This window comes from Modestobacter sp. URMC 112 (genome assembly GCF_053502575.1).
In genome coordinates this window covers 1,355,732-1,371,103 of record NZ_CP199957.1, presented here as the reverse complement: position 1 = coordinate 1,371,103, position 15,372 = coordinate 1,355,732, and the positions used below count along the sequence as shown (strand labels likewise).

13 protein-coding genes and 2 rRNA genes are annotated in these 15,372 nt (G+C 71.1%); 7 read left to right on the top strand and 8 right to left on the bottom strand.

Going from position 1 to position 15,372, the window contains the following annotated elements; genetic code table 11:
• Positions 1-54: 54 nt before the first annotated feature.
• Positions 55-2,004 (top strand): prolyl oligopeptidase family serine peptidase, encoded by a 1,950-nt coding sequence (locus tag ACWIX6_RS06545; protein WP_448616028.1) that lies wholly within the window; start codon positions 55-57, stop codon positions 2,002-2,004.
• A 68-nt stretch (positions 2,005-2,072) separates the two neighbouring features.
• Here ACWIX6_RS06545 and ACWIX6_RS06540 read toward each other — a convergent pair whose 3' ends face one another.
• The 5 genes from ACWIX6_RS06540 to thyX all read right to left on the bottom strand — a co-directional run bounded on the left by ACWIX6_RS06540 (position 2,073) and on the right by thyX (position 7,016).
• Positions 2,073-3,785, bottom strand: coding sequence for a ribonuclease J (locus ACWIX6_RS06540; protein ID WP_448616027.1), 1,713 nt, complete (start codon positions 3,783-3,785; stop codon positions 2,073-2,075).
• Entirely contained in the window at positions 3,782-4,678 is an 897-nt protein-coding gene (dapA, locus tag ACWIX6_RS06535; protein ID WP_448616026.1) for a 4-hydroxy-tetrahydrodipicolinate synthase, read from the bottom strand. The genes ACWIX6_RS06540 and dapA overlap by 4 nt, the downstream gene beginning before the upstream one ends.
• A 10-nt stretch (positions 4,679-4,688) precedes the next feature.
• On the bottom strand, positions 4,689-5,348 hold the full coding sequence (locus ACWIX6_RS06530) for a dihydrofolate reductase (protein ID WP_448616025.1): 660 nt from the start codon (positions 5,346-5,348) through the stop codon (positions 4,689-4,691).
• Positions 5,345-6,193: a thymidylate synthase gene (locus ACWIX6_RS06525; protein WP_448616024.1), complete on the bottom strand. Its 849-nt coding sequence runs from the start codon at positions 6,191-6,193 to the stop codon at positions 5,345-5,347. Before ACWIX6_RS06525 ends, ACWIX6_RS06530 begins: the two co-directional genes overlap by 4 nt.
• Positions 6,194-6,263: 70 nt before the next feature.
• Positions 6,264-7,016, bottom strand: coding sequence for an FAD-dependent thymidylate synthase (thyX, locus tag ACWIX6_RS06520; RefSeq protein ID WP_448616023.1), 753 nt, complete (start codon positions 7,014-7,016; stop codon positions 6,264-6,266).
• Positions 7,017-7,126: 110 nt separating this feature from the next.
• Here thyX and ACWIX6_RS06515 point away from each other — a divergent pair, with 110 nt between their 5' ends.
• Genes ACWIX6_RS06515 through ACWIX6_RS06500 form a run of 4 tightly spaced genes read left to right on the top strand, consistent with a single transcriptional unit; the run spans position 7,127 to position 9,118 of the window.
• The gene (locus ACWIX6_RS06515; protein ID WP_448616022.1) at positions 7,127-7,546 is read left to right on the top strand and encodes a YkvA family protein; all 420 of its coding nucleotides are present in this window, start codon (positions 7,127-7,129) and stop codon (positions 7,544-7,546) included.
• 49 nt (positions 7,547-7,595) lie between these two features.
• The gene (locus ACWIX6_RS06510) at positions 7,596-7,769 is read left to right on the top strand and encodes a hypothetical protein (protein WP_448616021.1); all 174 of its coding nucleotides are present in this window, start codon (positions 7,596-7,598) and stop codon (positions 7,767-7,769) included.
• 16 nt (positions 7,770-7,785) lie between these two features.
• Positions 7,786-8,271, top strand: coding sequence for a toxin-antitoxin system HicB family antitoxin (locus ACWIX6_RS06505; RefSeq protein ID WP_448616020.1), 486 nt, complete (start codon positions 7,786-7,788; stop codon positions 8,269-8,271).
• A 25-nt stretch (positions 8,272-8,296) separates the two neighbouring features.
• Positions 8,297-9,118, top strand: coding sequence for a DUF4097 family beta strand repeat-containing protein (locus ACWIX6_RS06500; RefSeq protein WP_448616019.1), 822 nt, complete (start codon positions 8,297-8,299; stop codon positions 9,116-9,118).
• Positions 9,119-9,125: 7 nt separating this feature from the next.
• Here ACWIX6_RS06500 and ACWIX6_RS06495 read toward each other — a convergent pair whose 3' ends face one another.
• Positions 9,126-10,364: a winged helix-turn-helix domain-containing protein gene (locus ACWIX6_RS06495; protein ID WP_448616018.1), complete on the bottom strand. Its 1,239-nt coding sequence runs from the start codon at positions 10,362-10,364 to the stop codon at positions 9,126-9,128.
• Between the two features lie 98 nt (positions 10,365-10,462).
• Between ACWIX6_RS06495 and ACWIX6_RS06490 the strand changes: the two genes are divergently transcribed.
• Complete coding sequence (locus ACWIX6_RS06490; RefSeq protein WP_448616017.1) at positions 10,463-11,074, top strand: N-acetyltransferase family protein; 612 nt, start codon at positions 10,463-10,465, stop codon at positions 11,072-11,074.
• Positions 11,071-11,739, top strand: coding sequence for a DUF2461 domain-containing protein (locus tag ACWIX6_RS06485; RefSeq protein ID WP_448616016.1), 669 nt, complete (start codon positions 11,071-11,073; stop codon positions 11,737-11,739). Before ACWIX6_RS06490 ends, ACWIX6_RS06485 begins: the two co-directional genes overlap by 4 nt.
• Before the next feature lie 169 nt (positions 11,740-11,908).
• Here the strand turns inward: ACWIX6_RS06485 and rrf are convergent.
• Both rrf and ACWIX6_RS06475 read right to left on the bottom strand, forming a co-directional pair.
• A 5S ribosomal RNA gene (gene rrf, locus ACWIX6_RS06480) occupies positions 11,909-12,025 on the bottom strand.
• A gap of 137 nt (positions 12,026-12,162) precedes the next feature.
• A 23S ribosomal RNA gene (locus tag ACWIX6_RS06475) occupies positions 12,163-15,292 on the bottom strand.
• Positions 15,293-15,372: the final 80 nt, after the last annotated feature.

The window sequence follows — 15,372 nt, the reverse complement described above, 5'->3', positions numbered from 1 at the left end:
GGTGGGCGCAGCGTGTCCGTCCCGGCCGCCGCCGGGATGGTTACGGTCCTGACCGTGACCGCAGCGACCGAGCCCCTCCCCCACGGCAGCTGGCCGACACCAATCACCTCGGAGCTGGTGGTCCGGGAGGCCGCCCGGCTCGGGGAGGTGGTGGTCGACGGCACCGACGTGTGGTGGGCGGAGTCCCGGCCCAGCGAGGGCGGGCGGTCGGTGCTGGTGCGCCGGTCCGCCGACGGCAGCACCACCGACCTGCTGCCCGCGCCGTGGAACGCCCGGACCCGGGTGCACGAGTACGGCGGCGGCGCCTGGACGGTCTCGGCCGGCACCGTGTGGTTCACCTCCTTCGCCGACCAGCGGCTGTACCGCGTCGACCCGGGCAGCGCCGAGCCGGTCGCGGTCACCCCCGAGCCGGAGGTCCCGGCGGGCGTGCGGTTCGCCGACCTGCGGGCCGACGGCGACGGCGTGCTGGCCGTCCGGGAGACCCACGCCGCGTCGGGGCGGTCCGCCGACGTCGTCCACGAGGTGGTCCGGGTCGCCGGCGACGGGACCATCGACGTGCTGGTGAGCGGGCCGGACTTCGTCTCCGACCCGCGGCGGGAGGCCGACGGCCCCGCGCTGGCCTTCCTGCGGTGGGACCACCCGGACATGCCCTGGGACGCAGCCCAGCTCGTGGTCCGGGACGCCGCGGGCACCGGGCACGTGCTGGCCGGGGGGCCCGGCGAGTCGGTCGTCCAGCCGGAGTGGGGCGAGGACGCCGCGCTGTGGTGGCTGTCGGACCGGACCGACGTCTGGTCGCTGTACCGACGGCGGCCGCACGGTGAGGTCGAGCTGGTGTTCGACGCGGGCAGCGACATCGCCGGCCCGCAGTGGGTGTTCGGGCAGAGCCGGTACGCCCTGCTGGACGACGGCCGGGTGGCGCTCGCCTACGGCCGGGAGGGCGCCGACCGGCTGGCGGTGCTCGACCCCGACGACAGCACCGCGCGGGAGTTCGACCTGCCCTACGCGTCGTTCGGGCAGCTGCGCGCGGCCGGCGACTCGGTGGTGTGCGTGGCCGGCGGGCCGGCGTCCGAGCCGGTGGTGCTGCGGGTCGCGCTGGACGACGGCTCGGCCGAGGTGCTGCGGCCGGCCCGCGACCTCGGGCTCGACCCGGCCTGGTTCTCCCGCCCCGAGCACGTCACGTTCCCGACCGTGGCGGGCGACTCCGGGGTCGGCGAGGCGCACGCACTGGTCTACCCGCCGACCAACCCCGACGTCACGGCCCCGCCCGGCGAGCTGCCGCCGCTGCTGGTCGTCGTGCACGGCGGTCCCACCGCCGCGGCGTCACCGGTGCTGAGCATCGGCGTCCAGTACTGGACCTCCCGGGGCTTCGCCGTCGCCGACGTCGACTACCGCGGCTCCACCGGCTACGGCCGGCGCTACCGCGACGCGCTGCGCGGCCGCTGGGGCGTCGCCGACGTCGACGACGTCGTCTCGTGCGCCCGGTGGCTGGCGGAGCAGGGCCGGGTCGACCCGGCGCGGATGGCGATCCGGGGCGGCTCGGCCGGCGGGTACACCACCCTGGCCGCGCTCACCTTCCGGCCCGGCGTGTTCGCCGCGGGCGCCAGCCACTACGGGGTGGCCGACCTCGCGGCGCTGGCCGCGGACACCCACTCCTTCGAGTCCCGCTACCTGGACGGGCTGGTCGCGCCCTGGCCCGAGGGCGAGGCCGTCTACGCCGAGCGCTCCCCCATCCACCACACGGAGTCGCTGGACACGCCGTTGGCGGTCTTCCAGGGCGACGAGGACGCCGTCGTCCCGCCCGAGCAGGCGGAGATGCTGGTCGCCGCACTGCGGGCGAAGGGCGTCCCGCACGCCTACCTGCTCTTCCCCGGCGAGCAGCACGGCTTCCGCAAGGCGGAGAACATCCGCGCCGCGCTGGACGGCGAGCTGTCCTTCTACGCCCAGGTCCTCGGCTTCGACCTCCCGCCGCAGGAGGGCATCCCACCGATCGAGGTGGTGCGCTGAACCACTGACGGCCCCGTCCAGGGCACCGCCGCGAGCTTGCGAGCGGTGGGGAGGACGGGGTCCTTCTGCTAGACCTCGAGGACGGTGGGGATGATCATCGGGCGGCGGCGGTAGGTGTCGGACACCCACTTGCCCACCGTCCGGCGGATGACCTGCGACAGCCGGTGCGGGTCGACGTCGTCCTCGGCCAGCGCCCGCTTCAGGTTGTCCTCCACCAACCCGAGGACGGCGTCGAAGGCGGCCGGGTCGTCGGAGAAGCCGCGGGTCGACAGGTGCACCGGCCGGACGATCGTCCGGGTCGAGAGCTCGATCACCACGGTGAGGGCGACGAAGCCCTCGTCCCCGAGGATCCGCCGGTCCTGCAGGGACTCCTCCCCCACGTCACCGACGTTGAGCCCGTCGACGTAGACGTTGCCGATCGGCACGCTGCCCACGATCGAGGCCTTGCCGTCCACCAGGTCGACGACGACGCCGTCCTCGGCCAGCAGGACGCGGTCGCGGGCCATCCCGGTCTGCTCGGCGAGCTCGGCGTGCGCCCGCAGGTGCCGCCACTCGCCGTGCACCGGCATGAGGTGCCGTGGCTTGGCCACGTTCAGCAGCGTGCGCAGCTCGCCGGCCGGGGCGTGCCCGGAGACGTGCACCATGGCCGTCTCCTTGTGCACCACGGTGGCGCCGAGCCGGGCCAGGCCGTTGATCACCTTGTAGACGGCGGTCTCGTTCCCGGGCACCAGCGAGGACGCCAGGATGATCGTGTCGCCGGCCTCGATGGTGACCTGGTGGTGGTCGCCGCGGGCCATCCGGCCCAGCGCCGACAGCGGCTCGCCCTGCGACCCGGTGCTGATCAGCACCACCTGCTCCGGCGGCATGGCGGTGGCCTCGTCCAGCTTGACCATCAGCCCCGGCGCGACGTGCAGCAGCCCGAGGTCCTGGGCGACCCCCATGTTGCGGACCATCGAGCGGCCCACCAGGGCCACCTTGCGCCCGTGCTTCACCGCGCAGTCGAGCACCTGCTGGATGCGGTGCACGTGGCTGGCAAAGCTGGAGACGATCAGCCGCTGGGTGGCCCGCTCGAACACCGAGTCCAGCACCGGGCCGATGTTGCGCTCGGAGGTGACGAAGCCGGGCACCTCGGCGTTGGTGGAGTCGGCCAGCAGCAGGTCGATCCCGGCGACGCCCAGCCGGGCGAAGGCGCCCAGGTCGGTGAGCACGCCGTCCAGCGGCAGCTGGTCCATCTTGAAGTCGCCGGTGTGCACCAGCGTGCCGGCCGGGGTGTGCACCGCGACGGCCAGCGCGTCGGGGATGGAGTGGTTGACGCTGATGAACTCGGTGTGGAACGGGCCGGCCAGGTGGTCGTCGCCCGCGGCCACCTCGACCAGCACCGGGTCGATCCGGTGCTCGCGCAGCTTGGCCCGCACCAGCGCCAGGGTGAACCGGGACCCGACCAGCGGGATGTCGGCCCGCAGCCGCAGCAGGTACGGGATGGCGCCGATGTGGTCCTCGTGCCCGTGGGTCAGGACGACGGCGGCGACGTCGGCCAGCCGGTGCTCGATGACGCCGAAGTCCGGGAGGACCAGGTCGACGCCGGGTTGCTCGGCCTCGGGGAACAGCACCCCGCAGTCGATGACCAGCAGCCGGCCGTCGAACTCCAGGACGGCCATGTTGCGGCCGATCTCGCCCAGCCCGCCCAGCGCCATGACCCGCAGGCCGCCGGCCGGCAGCGGCGGCGGCAGGGAGAGCGAGAGGTGCGGCTGCGGGTTGAGCTGGGTGGGACTGGAGGTCACAGGGCGACTCCTCCGGCGGTGAGGTCGGCGCGCAGCTGTTCCACCTGCTCGGGAGTGGCGTCGACCAGGGGCGGGCGGACCGGACCTGCGGGCAGCCCCAGCTCGCGCAGCGCCGCCTTGACCAGGATCGTGCCCTGGGTGCGGAAGACCCCGGTGTAGACCGGCAGCAGGCTCTCGTTCACCGCGCGCGCCGTGCCCAGGTCGCCGGCCTCGACCGCGGCGATGAGCTCGGCCAGCCGCGGCCCGACCAGGTGCCCGACGACGCTCACCACACCGACCGCGCCGACCGCGAGCAGCGGCAGGTTCAGCATGTCCTCGCCGCTGTAGTAGGCGAGGTCGGTGCGGGCCAGGGTCCACATCACCGCACCCAGGTCGGCCTTGGCGTCCTTGACCGCGACGATGTTCGGGTGCTCCGCGGCGCGGACCAGCGTTTCCACCTCGATCGGGACCACCGACCGCGGCGGGATGTCGTAGAGCATCACCGGCAGGTCGGTCGAGTCCGCGACGGCGGTGAAGTGCCGCAGCAGGCCGGCCTGCGGCGGCCGGTTGTAGTACGGGGTCACGACCAGCAGGCCGTCGACGCCGAGCCGGGCGGCGGCCTGCGCCTTCTCGATGGAGTGCGCGGTGTCGTTGGTGCCGACCCCGGCGACGACCGTGGCCCGGTCGCCGACCGCGTCCAGCACCGCCTCGAGCACCGCGTGCTGCTCGCCGTCGCCGACGGTCGGCGACTCCCCCGTCGTCCCGAAGACGACCAGCCCGTCGTGGGCCTGCCGGTCGACCAGGTGCGCGGCGAGCTGCTGGGCGCCGGCCAGGTCGATGGACCCGTCCTCGGCGAAGGGGGTCACCATCGCGGTGAGCACCCGCCCGAAGGGCCGCTCCGGGTCAGTGGTCATGCCGGTGAATCTACCGACCTCCCTGCGACCCCCGCGGACCGCGCCGGTCGACGGCGGGGACGTCGGGCAGGACGTCGGCGAGCACCGTGGCCACGCCGGCGGAGGGGGCTCCCGGCCCCCTCGTCCAGTGCGAGACGGCGAACCGGAGGCCTGCCGAGGACGGGGACCACCCCTCGGCGGGCAGCCGCCGGGCACGCACCCAGTCCGCGTCCAGCGCGGGCGCCCAGGTGTCGCCGGGGAGCGCGACGTCGACCTCGGTCACCACGGCCTCCGCGGCGTGCGGCAGCACCGCCCGGTACAGCGCGCCGCCGCCGATCACCCACGGGTCGCCGTCCAGCGCGAGGACGTCGTCCAGCGACCGGACCACCTCGGCACCCGGCTCGTCCGGGTCCAGCGTGGAGCTGAGCACCACGTTGCGCCGGCCGGGCAGCGGCCGGAACCGGGGCGGCAGCGACTCCCAGGTGCGCCGTCCCATGACGACCGTGGAGTCCAGCGTCAGCGCGCGGAACAGCCGGAGGTCCTCGGGCAGGTGCCACGGCAGGGCGCCGTCGACACCGATGACCCCGCCGTCCGCCTGCGCCCACACCATCCGGAGCCGGTTGCCCTGCGCACCCGGCGACCTCCCCGGCCCGGTGCCCTGCCCGACGGGTGAGCTCGCACGCTCGCTCACACGGCCACCGCACCCCGGATCGCCGGGTGGTGCCGGTAGTCGACGAGGTGCAGGTCCTCGTAGGCCTGGTCGAACAGCGAGGGTGCGGGGTCGATCTCCAGCTGGGGGAAGGGCAGCACCTCGCGGGCCAGCTGCTCGCGGACCTGCGGCAGGTGGTTGGTGTAGATGTGGCAGTCGCCGCCGACCCAGATGAGGTCGCCGGGCTCCAGCCCGACCTGCTGGGCGACCATCCGGGTGAGCAGGGCGTAGCTGGCGATGTTGAACGGGACGCCGAGGAACAGGTCGGCGCTGCGCTGGTAGAGCTGGCAGGAGAGCCTGCCGTCGCTGACGTGGAACTGGAACAGCGCGTGGCACGGCGCCAGGGCCATGTCCGGCAGCGCGGCGACGTTCCACGCCGAGACGACCATGCGCCGGGAGTCCGGGTCGGTCCGGAGGGTGTCGAGCACCTGGGACAGCTGGTCGATCGAGCCGCCGTCGGGCGTGGGCCAGGACCGCCACTGGACGCCGTAGACCGGGCCCAGGCTGCCGTCCTCGGCGGCCCACTCGTCCCAGATCGAGACGCCGTGCTCCTTGAGCCAGCCGACGTTGCCCTCGCCGCGGAGGAACCACAGCAACTCGTAGGCGACCGACTTGAAGTGCACCTTCTTGGTGGTCACCAGCGGGAAGGACGCCGACAGGTCGTAGCGGAGGCGCTCGCCGAAGAGGCTGACCGTCCCGGTGCCGGTGCGGTCGGACTTCGAGCTGCCCGTCTCCAGCACCCGGCGGAGCAGGTCCTCGTACTGCGTGTCGATCCGCGGCGGCGCGTCCGCGCGGACGGCGTGCTGCTGGACGGCGACCTCGGACATGTCGACTCCTCGTCGCGAGTGGTGGGTGTCGCGGGTGGTGGTGGGTGGGGATGGTCCAGCTGAAGGCCGGTCAGCCCTCGGCGACGAGGGGGCTGGCGGCGACGTACGTGCCGTCGGCCAGCTCGCTGATCCGGAAGTCGCCGAAGACGTTGCCGGCCACCCGCTGCAGCTCGCGCAGGCAGGCCACGGCCAGCTCGCGGATCTCGACATCCGCGTGCTCGCTGGCCCGCATGGCGACGAAGTGCCGCCAGGCCCGGTAGTTGCCGGTGACCACGATCCGGGTCTCGACGGCGTTGGGCAGCACCGCGCGGGCGGCCTGCCGGGCCTGCTTGCGGCGCAGCGTCGCGTTCGGGACGTCGGCGAACCGCTTCTCCAGCCCCTCGAGGAGGTCGGTGTAGGCGGCCAGCGCTGCGTCGGCGGCGGCGAGGAACTCCTCGTGCAGCACCGGGTCCTCGGCGATGACGCCGGGCTCCACGACGGCGGCGTCGCGCTCGGGCACGTAGCGCTGCGAGAGCTGGCTGTAGGAGAAGTGCCGGTGCCGGACGAGCTCGTGGGTCAGCGACCGGGAGACGCCGGTCAGGTACATGCTGACGGTGCCGTGCTCGAGCACCGACAGGTGGCCCACCTCGAGGATGTGCCGCAGGTAGCCCTCGTTGGTCGCGGTCGCCGGGTTCGGCTTGTCCCACGACTGGTAGCAGGCCCGGCCGGCGAACTCGGCGAGCGCCTGCCCGCCCTCCGCGTCGCTCTCCCAGGGCACGTCGGCCGGCGGGGTGAACTGGGTCTGCGCGACGACCTGTACCCGCAGCGGGGCGATTGCTGGCACGCGCCGAGCGTACGCAGCCGACCGGCCGGACTCGACCTCCCGGCAGTGTGGCCTCGTCGACACCACCCCACCCGTCCCAGGCGTCGGGCCGCTCGGCCATGCTCCTGCCCGTGGACGCACTCCGCGCCGCGCTGCCCGTGCTCGGCGCGGTGGCCGGCAGCCTGCTGGTGCTCTGGCTGCTGCTGCTGGTGCTGCTCTGGCTGCGCCGTCCCGACGACCTGACCGTGCGCGAGGCGCTGCGCCTGCTGCCCGACGTGCTGCGGCTGGTGCGCAGGCTGGCCGCCGACCGTGATCTGCCGCTGGCCCTGCGGCTGCGGGTGTGGCTGCTGCTGGCCTATCTGCTCTCCCCCCTCGACCTGGTGCCCGACGTGCTGCCGGTGGTCGGGTACGCCGACGACGCCGTGCTGGTGGCCTGGGTGCTGCGCTCGGTGGTGCGCCGGGCCGGGGACGCGGCGCTGGCCCGGCACTGGCCGGGCACGGACGGCGGGCTGGCCGTCGTCCGCCGGCTGGCCGGACTGCCGACGAGGTGACGCCAACCTGACACTGGACTTGACGTCAATATGGTGTCACCATGGCGTCATGGACAACTGGTCGTACATCGAGGAGCTGCGGAGCCGGCTCGACCGGTCCGGGCGCTCCGGCGGCAGAGGGCACCCTGGGAGCGCGGACCGGGACGTCGCCCGGATGCTGTCGCCGTGGCGTCGCGGCTGGCGCCGGGGCGAGGACCCGGACGCCACCCACGGGCGGGGATGACGCCACGATGGCGTCCATGGACCTGAGCGACCACGTCGACGCGCTGCGCGCCCACCTGCTGACGGCGGCCGCCGCCGGCACCGAGCAGACCCGGGAGACCGCCCGGCTGCTGGCCGACACCCTGGAGCCGGCCGTCCGGCTGGCCGTCACCGACGCCTTGTCGGCCATGGCGGCCGAGGTCACTGCGGCCTGGGACGGCGGGCTGGTCGACATCCGGATGCGCGGCCGGGACCCGGAGGTCGTGGTGGTCCCCGCATCGCACGAGCCCGACACGGCACCCCCGGCCGAGGAGCCTGCGGCCGACGACGACGGCTCGACCGCCCGGATCAGCCTGCGCCTGCCCGAGTCCCTGAAGTCCCGGGCGGAGGACGCCGCCGCCGCGTCCGGCACGTCGCTCAACACGTGGCTGGTGCGCGCCGTCGCCGCCGGCCTGCGCGCCCCCGCCGAGCCCCCGCGCTCCGGCCGCGGGCCCCGTTCCTGGTCCGGCTACGCCCGGAGCTGACCGCTCACCCACCCCTGGAGGTCCGATGACCGTCCGCACGCACCGCGTCCCCCTGTCCGACTCCCTGCGCGCCCTGGAGGTGCGCAACCCTGCCGGCACCGTCACCGTCCGCGCGGTCGACGACGCCGACGAGCTGGTGGTCACCGTCGAGCCGCTCGACGAGACCGCCGCGCAGCTCGTCGACCGGGTCGACCTGGTCGTCACCCGGTCGCACCTGCGGGTCTCGGTGCCCGAGCGCCGCCTGCAGCGGACGCCGTCCTTCGCGATCGAGCTGCGCACCCCGCCGGGCGCCGCCGTCCGCGTGGCGGTCGCGTCCGCGGACGTGGCACTGCACGGCCGGCTGGGCCGCGCGGAGCTCACCAGCGCCAGCGGCGACGTGTCGGTGGAGGCGTGCACCGAGCTGGAGGTGCGGACGGCGAGCGGGGACACCCACGTGCACGGGGTCGACGGCGCCGTCACCATCGGCACCGCGTCCGGCGACGTCCGGCTCGGCTCGGCCGGCGGCCCGGCGCTGCTGCGGACGGCCTCCGGGGACGTCGTGGTCGACGAGGTGACCGGCGACCTGTCCGCCCGCACGGCGTCCGGCGACGTCAGCGTGGCCCGGGCCTCCGGCGGCGCCGTCCGGCTCAAGACGGTCTCCGGCGACGCGACGGTGGGCGTCGAGCCGGGGCTGCGGCTGTGGCTGGACCTGCGGAGCGTCTCCGGCCGGCTGGACTCCGACCTCGACGAGGACGACGCGGCGCGTGACGGCGGCAGGGCAGCGGAGCTGACGGTGCTGCTGCAGTCGGTTTCCGGCGACCTGCGGATCCGGCGCGCCCTCCCGCGCCCGGTGCCCGACCGCGGCTGACCGGCGCTCAGGCCCCGCGGCCGGCAGCGACGCCCCGGACGGCGACGGCCGCCGCGAGGTCCCCGGCCAGGTCGCCCCGCCCGGCGACGGACAGGTCGTCGAGCTCCATCCAGTCGGCCATGAGCCGCAGCTCGGCGGCCAGCTCGGCGGCGACGACGGCGACGTCCACGCCCGGCTCGGTGTGCGCGGCCTGGACGCGGAGCACCCCGGCCTGCCGGTCGGCCTTGAGGTCGACCCGGGCGACCAGCCGGTCGCCGAGCAGGAAGGGCAGCACGTAGTAGCCGTGCACCCGCTTGGCGGCCGGGGTGTAGATCTCCAGCCGGTAGCGGAAGCCGAAGATGCGCTCGACCCGCGGCCGCTCCCAGACCAGGGAGTCGAACGGTGTCAGCAGCGCCCGGGCCCGGGCCCACCGCGGTCGGCGGGCCAGCGGGTCGAGCCAGGCCGGGCGGCCCCAGCCGGTGACCTCGACCGGCAGCAGCTCGCCGGCGTCCACCAGGTCGGCCAGCGCCGCCCTGGTGTCGTCGACGCGCAGGCGGAAGTAGTCGGCGATGTCGCGGTCGGTGCCCACGCCCAGCGCGCGGGCCGCGGTGCGCACCAGTTCCCGGACGGCGTCCTCCTTGGCCGGGGTCGGCGCCTCCAGGACGGCGGCCGGCAGCACCCGCTCGGTGAGGTCGTAGACCCGCTCAAAGCCGGCGGTCCGGGCGCGGGCGGTGAGCGCGCCGGTGAAGAACAGGTACTCCAGCGCCACCTTGCCGGCGTGCCAGTTCCACATGGTGCCCGGCCGGTTCGGGCGCTCGGCCAACAGCTGGCTGGCCCTCAGCGGCCCACCCTCGCGCACCAGCTCCAGCACCTCGGCGACGTATCCGGGCCGCTCGCGCTGGAGCCGGACCATCGAGCCCCAGGCGTGCTGCTCGGCGGCGGCCATCTTCCAGCGCAGGTGCGGGTGCAGCCGGACGGGGAGGAAGGACGCCTCGTGCGCCCAGTACTCGAACAGGGCGTGCCGGCGGTTGGCCAGGTCGTCGAGAGCCGCTCGCGGATAGGGGCCCAGCCGGCTGAACGCGGGGAGGTAGTGGCTGCGGGACAGCACGTTCACCGAGTCGATCTGCACCACTGCCAGCCGGTCGACGGTGCGGGAGAGCTGACGGACGCCCACCTCGCCCTCCGGCCGCGGCCCGGCGAGCCCCTGGGCGGCCAGCGCGATGCGCCGGGCCAACGCGGCCGGGACTCGCTCGACGGGTGTCTGCACAGGGGGCATCGTGCCGTGGGGGTACGACGTCGGCGCTCCCGCCCCGCGCCTGGCCTCTGCCCGGTCCCCGCCCGGCGGGGTCCGCCTACGCTGCCCGGGTGGACCTCCCCCCGCTGCGCCCCGGTCCGTCGGGCCGGGCCGAGGTCTCGGTACGCCCCGCCGTCCCCGCCGACGCGGAGACCCTGGCGCGGGTGCAGCTGATCACCTGGCGCACCGCCTACCGCAGCCTGTTGCCACCTGCCGTCCTCGACGAGTGGGACGACGCCGCGGCCGCCGCGGCCTGGCGGCGGGCCATCGCCTCACCGCCGACCCCCGCCCACGGGGTGCTGGTGGCGGAGGAGTCCGGGACCCTGGTCGGCTTCGCCGCCTACGGGCCCGCCGAGCTCGCGGCCGACGAGGCGCCGTCCCCCGAGGGACCGAGCACCGAGGTGGGCGCCCTGCTGGTTGAGCCCCGCTGGGGACGTCGCGGGCACGGCAGCCGGCTCGTGGCGGCGGTGGCCGACGTGACCCGTGCCGACGGCACGGCCCGGTTGCTCATGTGGCTGCCGGAGGCCGACCGGGTGACGGCCGGCTTCCTGGAGAGCGCCGGCTGGGCCCGCGACGGGTGGGCGCGCACGCTGGACACCGGGACGTCGACCATCCGCGAGGTCCGCTGGCACGCCCTGCTGCTCGACGACAGCCCGGACCCGCTTCCCGGCGGCGCCGGGTGACGGGCTTTGCGGGCTTCCCGGACGAGGGGCTGGTCTTCTACGAGGGCCTCGAGGCGGACAACAGCCGCACGTACTGGCAGTCGCACCGGCAGACGTACGACACGGCGGTCCGGGCGCCGCTGCAGGCGCTGGTCGAGGAACTGGCCCCCGAGTTCGGCACGCCCAAGCTCTTCCGGCCGTACCGGGACGTGCGGTTCAGCAAGGACGAGACGCCGTACAAGACGCACCAGGGGGCCGTACTACACCGGGAGAGCGCCGGCGTGGGGTCGATGTACGTGCAGCTCTCCGCGGACGGGCTGTGGATCGCCGGTGGCTGCTGGCGTCTGCAACCGGACCAGGTGGAGCGCTACCGGCGTGCCGTGGCAGACGACGTCCAGGGGCCCCGGCTGGCTGCCGAGGTCGAGCGGCTGCGCGCCGCCGGCTGGTCCATCGACGGCGAACGGCTGACGCGCGCCCCGCGCGGGTACCCGGCCGACCACGAGCGGATCGAACTGCTGAAGCACAAGGCGCTGCACGGGGCCCGGGGCTGGGAGCCGACCGACTGGCTGCACCGCCGGGATGCCATCGACCGGGTCCGGGACGGCTGGCGTCAACTGACGGAACTGACCGTGTGGCTGGCCGACAACGTCGGTGCCTCGACCGCCCCGCCCGATCGCCGCCGCTGAGCTGGACGGACCTGGGTGGGCGGGTTTGTCCGGGCTCGAGTCCGCGCTTTCGGTACCGAAAGCGCGGACGGGGTTTCCCGGGTCCGGCCGGGGTGCTGGGCGCCGGGTCCGGGCGTGGACGCGCGGAACGGGGCCACAGCGATGCTGTGACCCCGTTCCGGGAATGATTGTCCGGCGGCGTCCTACTCTCCCACCCGGTCCCCCGGGCAGTACCATCGGCGCTGAAAGGCTTAGCTTCCGGGTTCGGAATGAGACCGGGCGTTTCCCTTTCGCCATGACCGCCGTAACACTGTGAAGATGTCAACCCCACCCCCCAATACATGCATGGGGGGTCGGGTCGGGACAGCTGGTCCCGTACCTTCAGAACCGCACAGTGGACGCGACAACTCCTTGGTGAACACACTCGCAGGACATGTTGGGTGTGTGGTCAAGCCCTCGGCCTATTAGTACCGGTCAGCTCCACGTATCACTACGCTTCCACTTCCGGCCTATCAACCCGCTGGTCTGGGCGGGGGCCTTACCCCATCAAGTGGGTGAGAGACCTCATCTTGAAGCAGGCTTCCCGCTTAGATGCTTTCAGCGGTTATCCCTGCCGAACGTAGCCAACCAGCAGTGCTCCTGGCGGAACAACTGGCACACCAGAGGTTCGTCCGTCCCGGTCCTCTCGTACTAGGGACAGCCCTTCTCAAGTCTCTTACGCGCGCGGCGGATAGGGACCGAACTGTCTCACGACGTTCTAAACCCAGCTCGCGTACCGCTTTAATGGGCGAACAGCCCAACCCTTGGGACCTACTCCAGCCCCAGGATGCGACGAGCCGACATCGAGGTGCCAAACCATCCCGTCGATATGGACTCTTGGGGAAGATCAGCCTGTTATCCCCGGGGTACCTTTTATCCGTTGAGCGACACCGCTTCCACATGCCGGTGCCGGGTCACTAGTCCCAGCTTTCGCTCCTGCTCGACCCGTCGGTCTCGCAGTCAAGCTCCCTTGTGCACTTGCACTCAACACCTGATTGCCAACCAGGCTGAGGGAACCTTTGGGCGCCTCCGTTACATTTTAGGAGGCAACCGCCCCAGTTAAACTACCCACCTGACACTGTCCCTGATCCGGATCACGGACCCAAGTTAGACATCCAATTCGACCAGAGTGGTATTTCAACGACGACTCCACGAACACTGGCGTGCCCGCTTCACAGTCTCCCACCTATCCTACACAAGCCGAACCGAACACCAATATCAAGCTGTAGTGAAGGTCCCGGGGTCTTTCCGTCCTGCCGCGCGTAACGAGCATCTTTACTCGTAGTGCAATTTCGCCGAGCCTGTGGTTGAGACAGCTGAGAAGTCGTTACGCCATTCGTGCAGGTCGGAACTTACCCGACAAGGAATTTCGCTACCTTAGGATGGTTATAGTTACCACCGCCGTTTACTGGCGCTTGAGTTCTGAGCTTCGCCGCGTAAGCAGCTAACCCGTCCCCTTAACGTTCCAGCACCGGGCAGGCGTCAGTCCGTATACATCGTCTTTCGACTTCGCACGGACCTGTGTTTTTAGTAAACAGTCGCTTCTCACTGGTCTCTGCGGCCACCCACCGCTACCCGCAGCACGTGCGGTCACAGCAGATGGCCCCCCTTCTCCCGAAGTTACGGGGGCATTTTGCCGAGTTCCTTAACCACAGTTCGCTCGATCGCCTCGGTATTCTCTACCTGACCACCTGAGTTGGTTTGGGGTACGGGCCGCTAAGAACTCGCTAGAGGCTTTTCTCGGCAGCATAGGATCATCCAATTCGCCTCAATCGGCTATGCGTCAGGCCTCACCCACATGCAAGGCGGATTTACCTACCTCACGGGCCACACCCTTGCACCGGTACTACCACTCACCGGTAGGACTACCTTCCTGCGTCACCCCATCGCTTGCCTACTACCAGTCCAGGTCCCACGCTCAACCCCGATCATCCCGAAGGACATCACGGAGCATCGGATGGTTAGTATCGCTGGGTCCAGCATGGGCGTTCTTTCGCGGGTACGGGAATATCAACCCGTTGTCCATCGACTACGCCTGTCGGCCTCGCCTTAGGTCCCGACTCACCCTGGGCGGATTAGCCTGGCCCAGGAACCCTTGGTCATCCGGCGGGGGAGTTTCTCACTCCCCTTTCGCTACTCATGCCTGCATTCTCACTCGTGTGGCGTCCACGGCTGGATCACTCCGCCGCTTCCACCGCCACACGACGCTCCCCTACCCACCCCCACCCCTGGCCCAGAACCCGAAAGGTTCCGGACAGGACATGTGGGAGTGCCATAGCTTCGGCGGTGTGCTTGAGCCCCGCTACATTGTCGGCGCGGAATCACTTGACCAGTGAGCTATTACGCACTCTTTCAAGGATGGCTGCTTCTAAGCCAACCTCCTGGTTGTCTCTGCGACTCCACATCCTTTTCCACTTAGCACACGCTTAGGGGCCTTAGCTGATGATCTGGGCTGTTTCCCTCTCGACTACGAACCTTATCGCCCGCAGTCTCACTGCCACGCTCTCACTTACCGGCATTCGGAGTTTGGTTGACGTCAGTAACCTTGTGGGGCCCCTCGGCCATCCAGTGCTCTACCTCCGGCAAGAAACACGTGACGCTGCACCTAAATGCATTTCGGGGAGAACCAGCTATCACCGAGTTTGATTGGCCTTTCACCCCTACCCACAGCTCATCCCCCAGGTTTTCAACCCTGGTGGGTTCGGTCCTCCACGCGGTCTTACCCGCGCTTCAACCTGGCCATGGGTAGATCACTCGGCTTCGGGTCTAGAGCACGCGACTCAGGCGCCCTGTTCGGACTCGCTTTCGCTACGGCTACCCCACACGGGTTAACCTCGCCACGTACCACTAACTCGCAGGCTCATTCTTCAAAAGGCACGCAATCACCCCCACGCACAAAGTGCGCATAAGGCTCTCACGGCTTGTAGGCACACGGTTTCAGGTACTATTTCACTCCCCTCCCGGGGTACTTTTCACCTTTCCCTCACGGTACTTGTCCGCTATCGGTCACCAGGGAGTATTTAGGCTTAGCGGGTGGTCCCGCCAGATTCACACCGAATTTCACGGGCTCGGTGCTACTTGGGATACAACCCGGGAGAGACACGGTTTTCGTGTACGGGGCTCTCACCCTCTACGGCGACCCCTTCCAGAGGCCTTCCACTAACACGCGTCTTTTCTGACTCCCCGACAGTTCGGCAGAACCATCTGGATCGTCCCACGACCCCGACCACACAACGCCTGCCGGCTTGACATGCGATCGGTTTAGCCTCATCCGCTTTCGCTCGCCACTACTCACGGAATCACGGTTGTTTTCTCTTCCTGTGGGTACTGAGATGTTTCACTTCCCCACGTTCCCTCCACACGCCCTATGTGTTCAAGCGCGGGTCACACCACATGACTGGTGCGGGGTTCCCCCATTCGGAAATCCTCGGATCAACGCTCGGTTGACAGCTCCCCGAGGCTTATCGCAGCCTCCTACGTCCTTCATCGGCTCCTGGTGCCAAGGCATCCACCGTGCGCCCTTAAAAACTTGGCCACACAAACACGCCTACAAAATTGCTAACAAGATGCTCGCGTCCACTGTGCAGTTCTCAAAGAACGGGAAGTCGCCCCACA

What these genes read in the sequence shown, in the direction of transcription:
- dapA (WP_448616026.1), bottom strand. Translation starts at nt 4,678, where the DNA reads ATGACCACTGACCCGGAGCGGCCCTTCGGGCGGGTGCTCACCGCGATG.
- ACWIX6_RS06525 (WP_448616024.1), bottom strand. Translation starts at nt 6,193, where the DNA reads ATGTCCGAGGTCGCCGTCCAGCAGCACGCCGTCCGCGCGGACGCGCCG.
- ACWIX6_RS06510 (WP_448616021.1), top strand. Translation starts at nt 7,596, where the DNA reads ATGGACAACTGGTCGTACATCGAGGAGCTGCGGAGCCGGCTCGACCGG.
- ACWIX6_RS06505 (WP_448616020.1), top strand. Translation starts at nt 7,786, where the DNA reads ATGGACCTGAGCGACCACGTCGACGCGCTGCGCGCCCACCTGCTGACG.
- ACWIX6_RS06500 (WP_448616019.1), top strand. Translation starts at nt 8,297, where the DNA reads ATGACCGTCCGCACGCACCGCGTCCCCCTGTCCGACTCCCTGCGCGCC.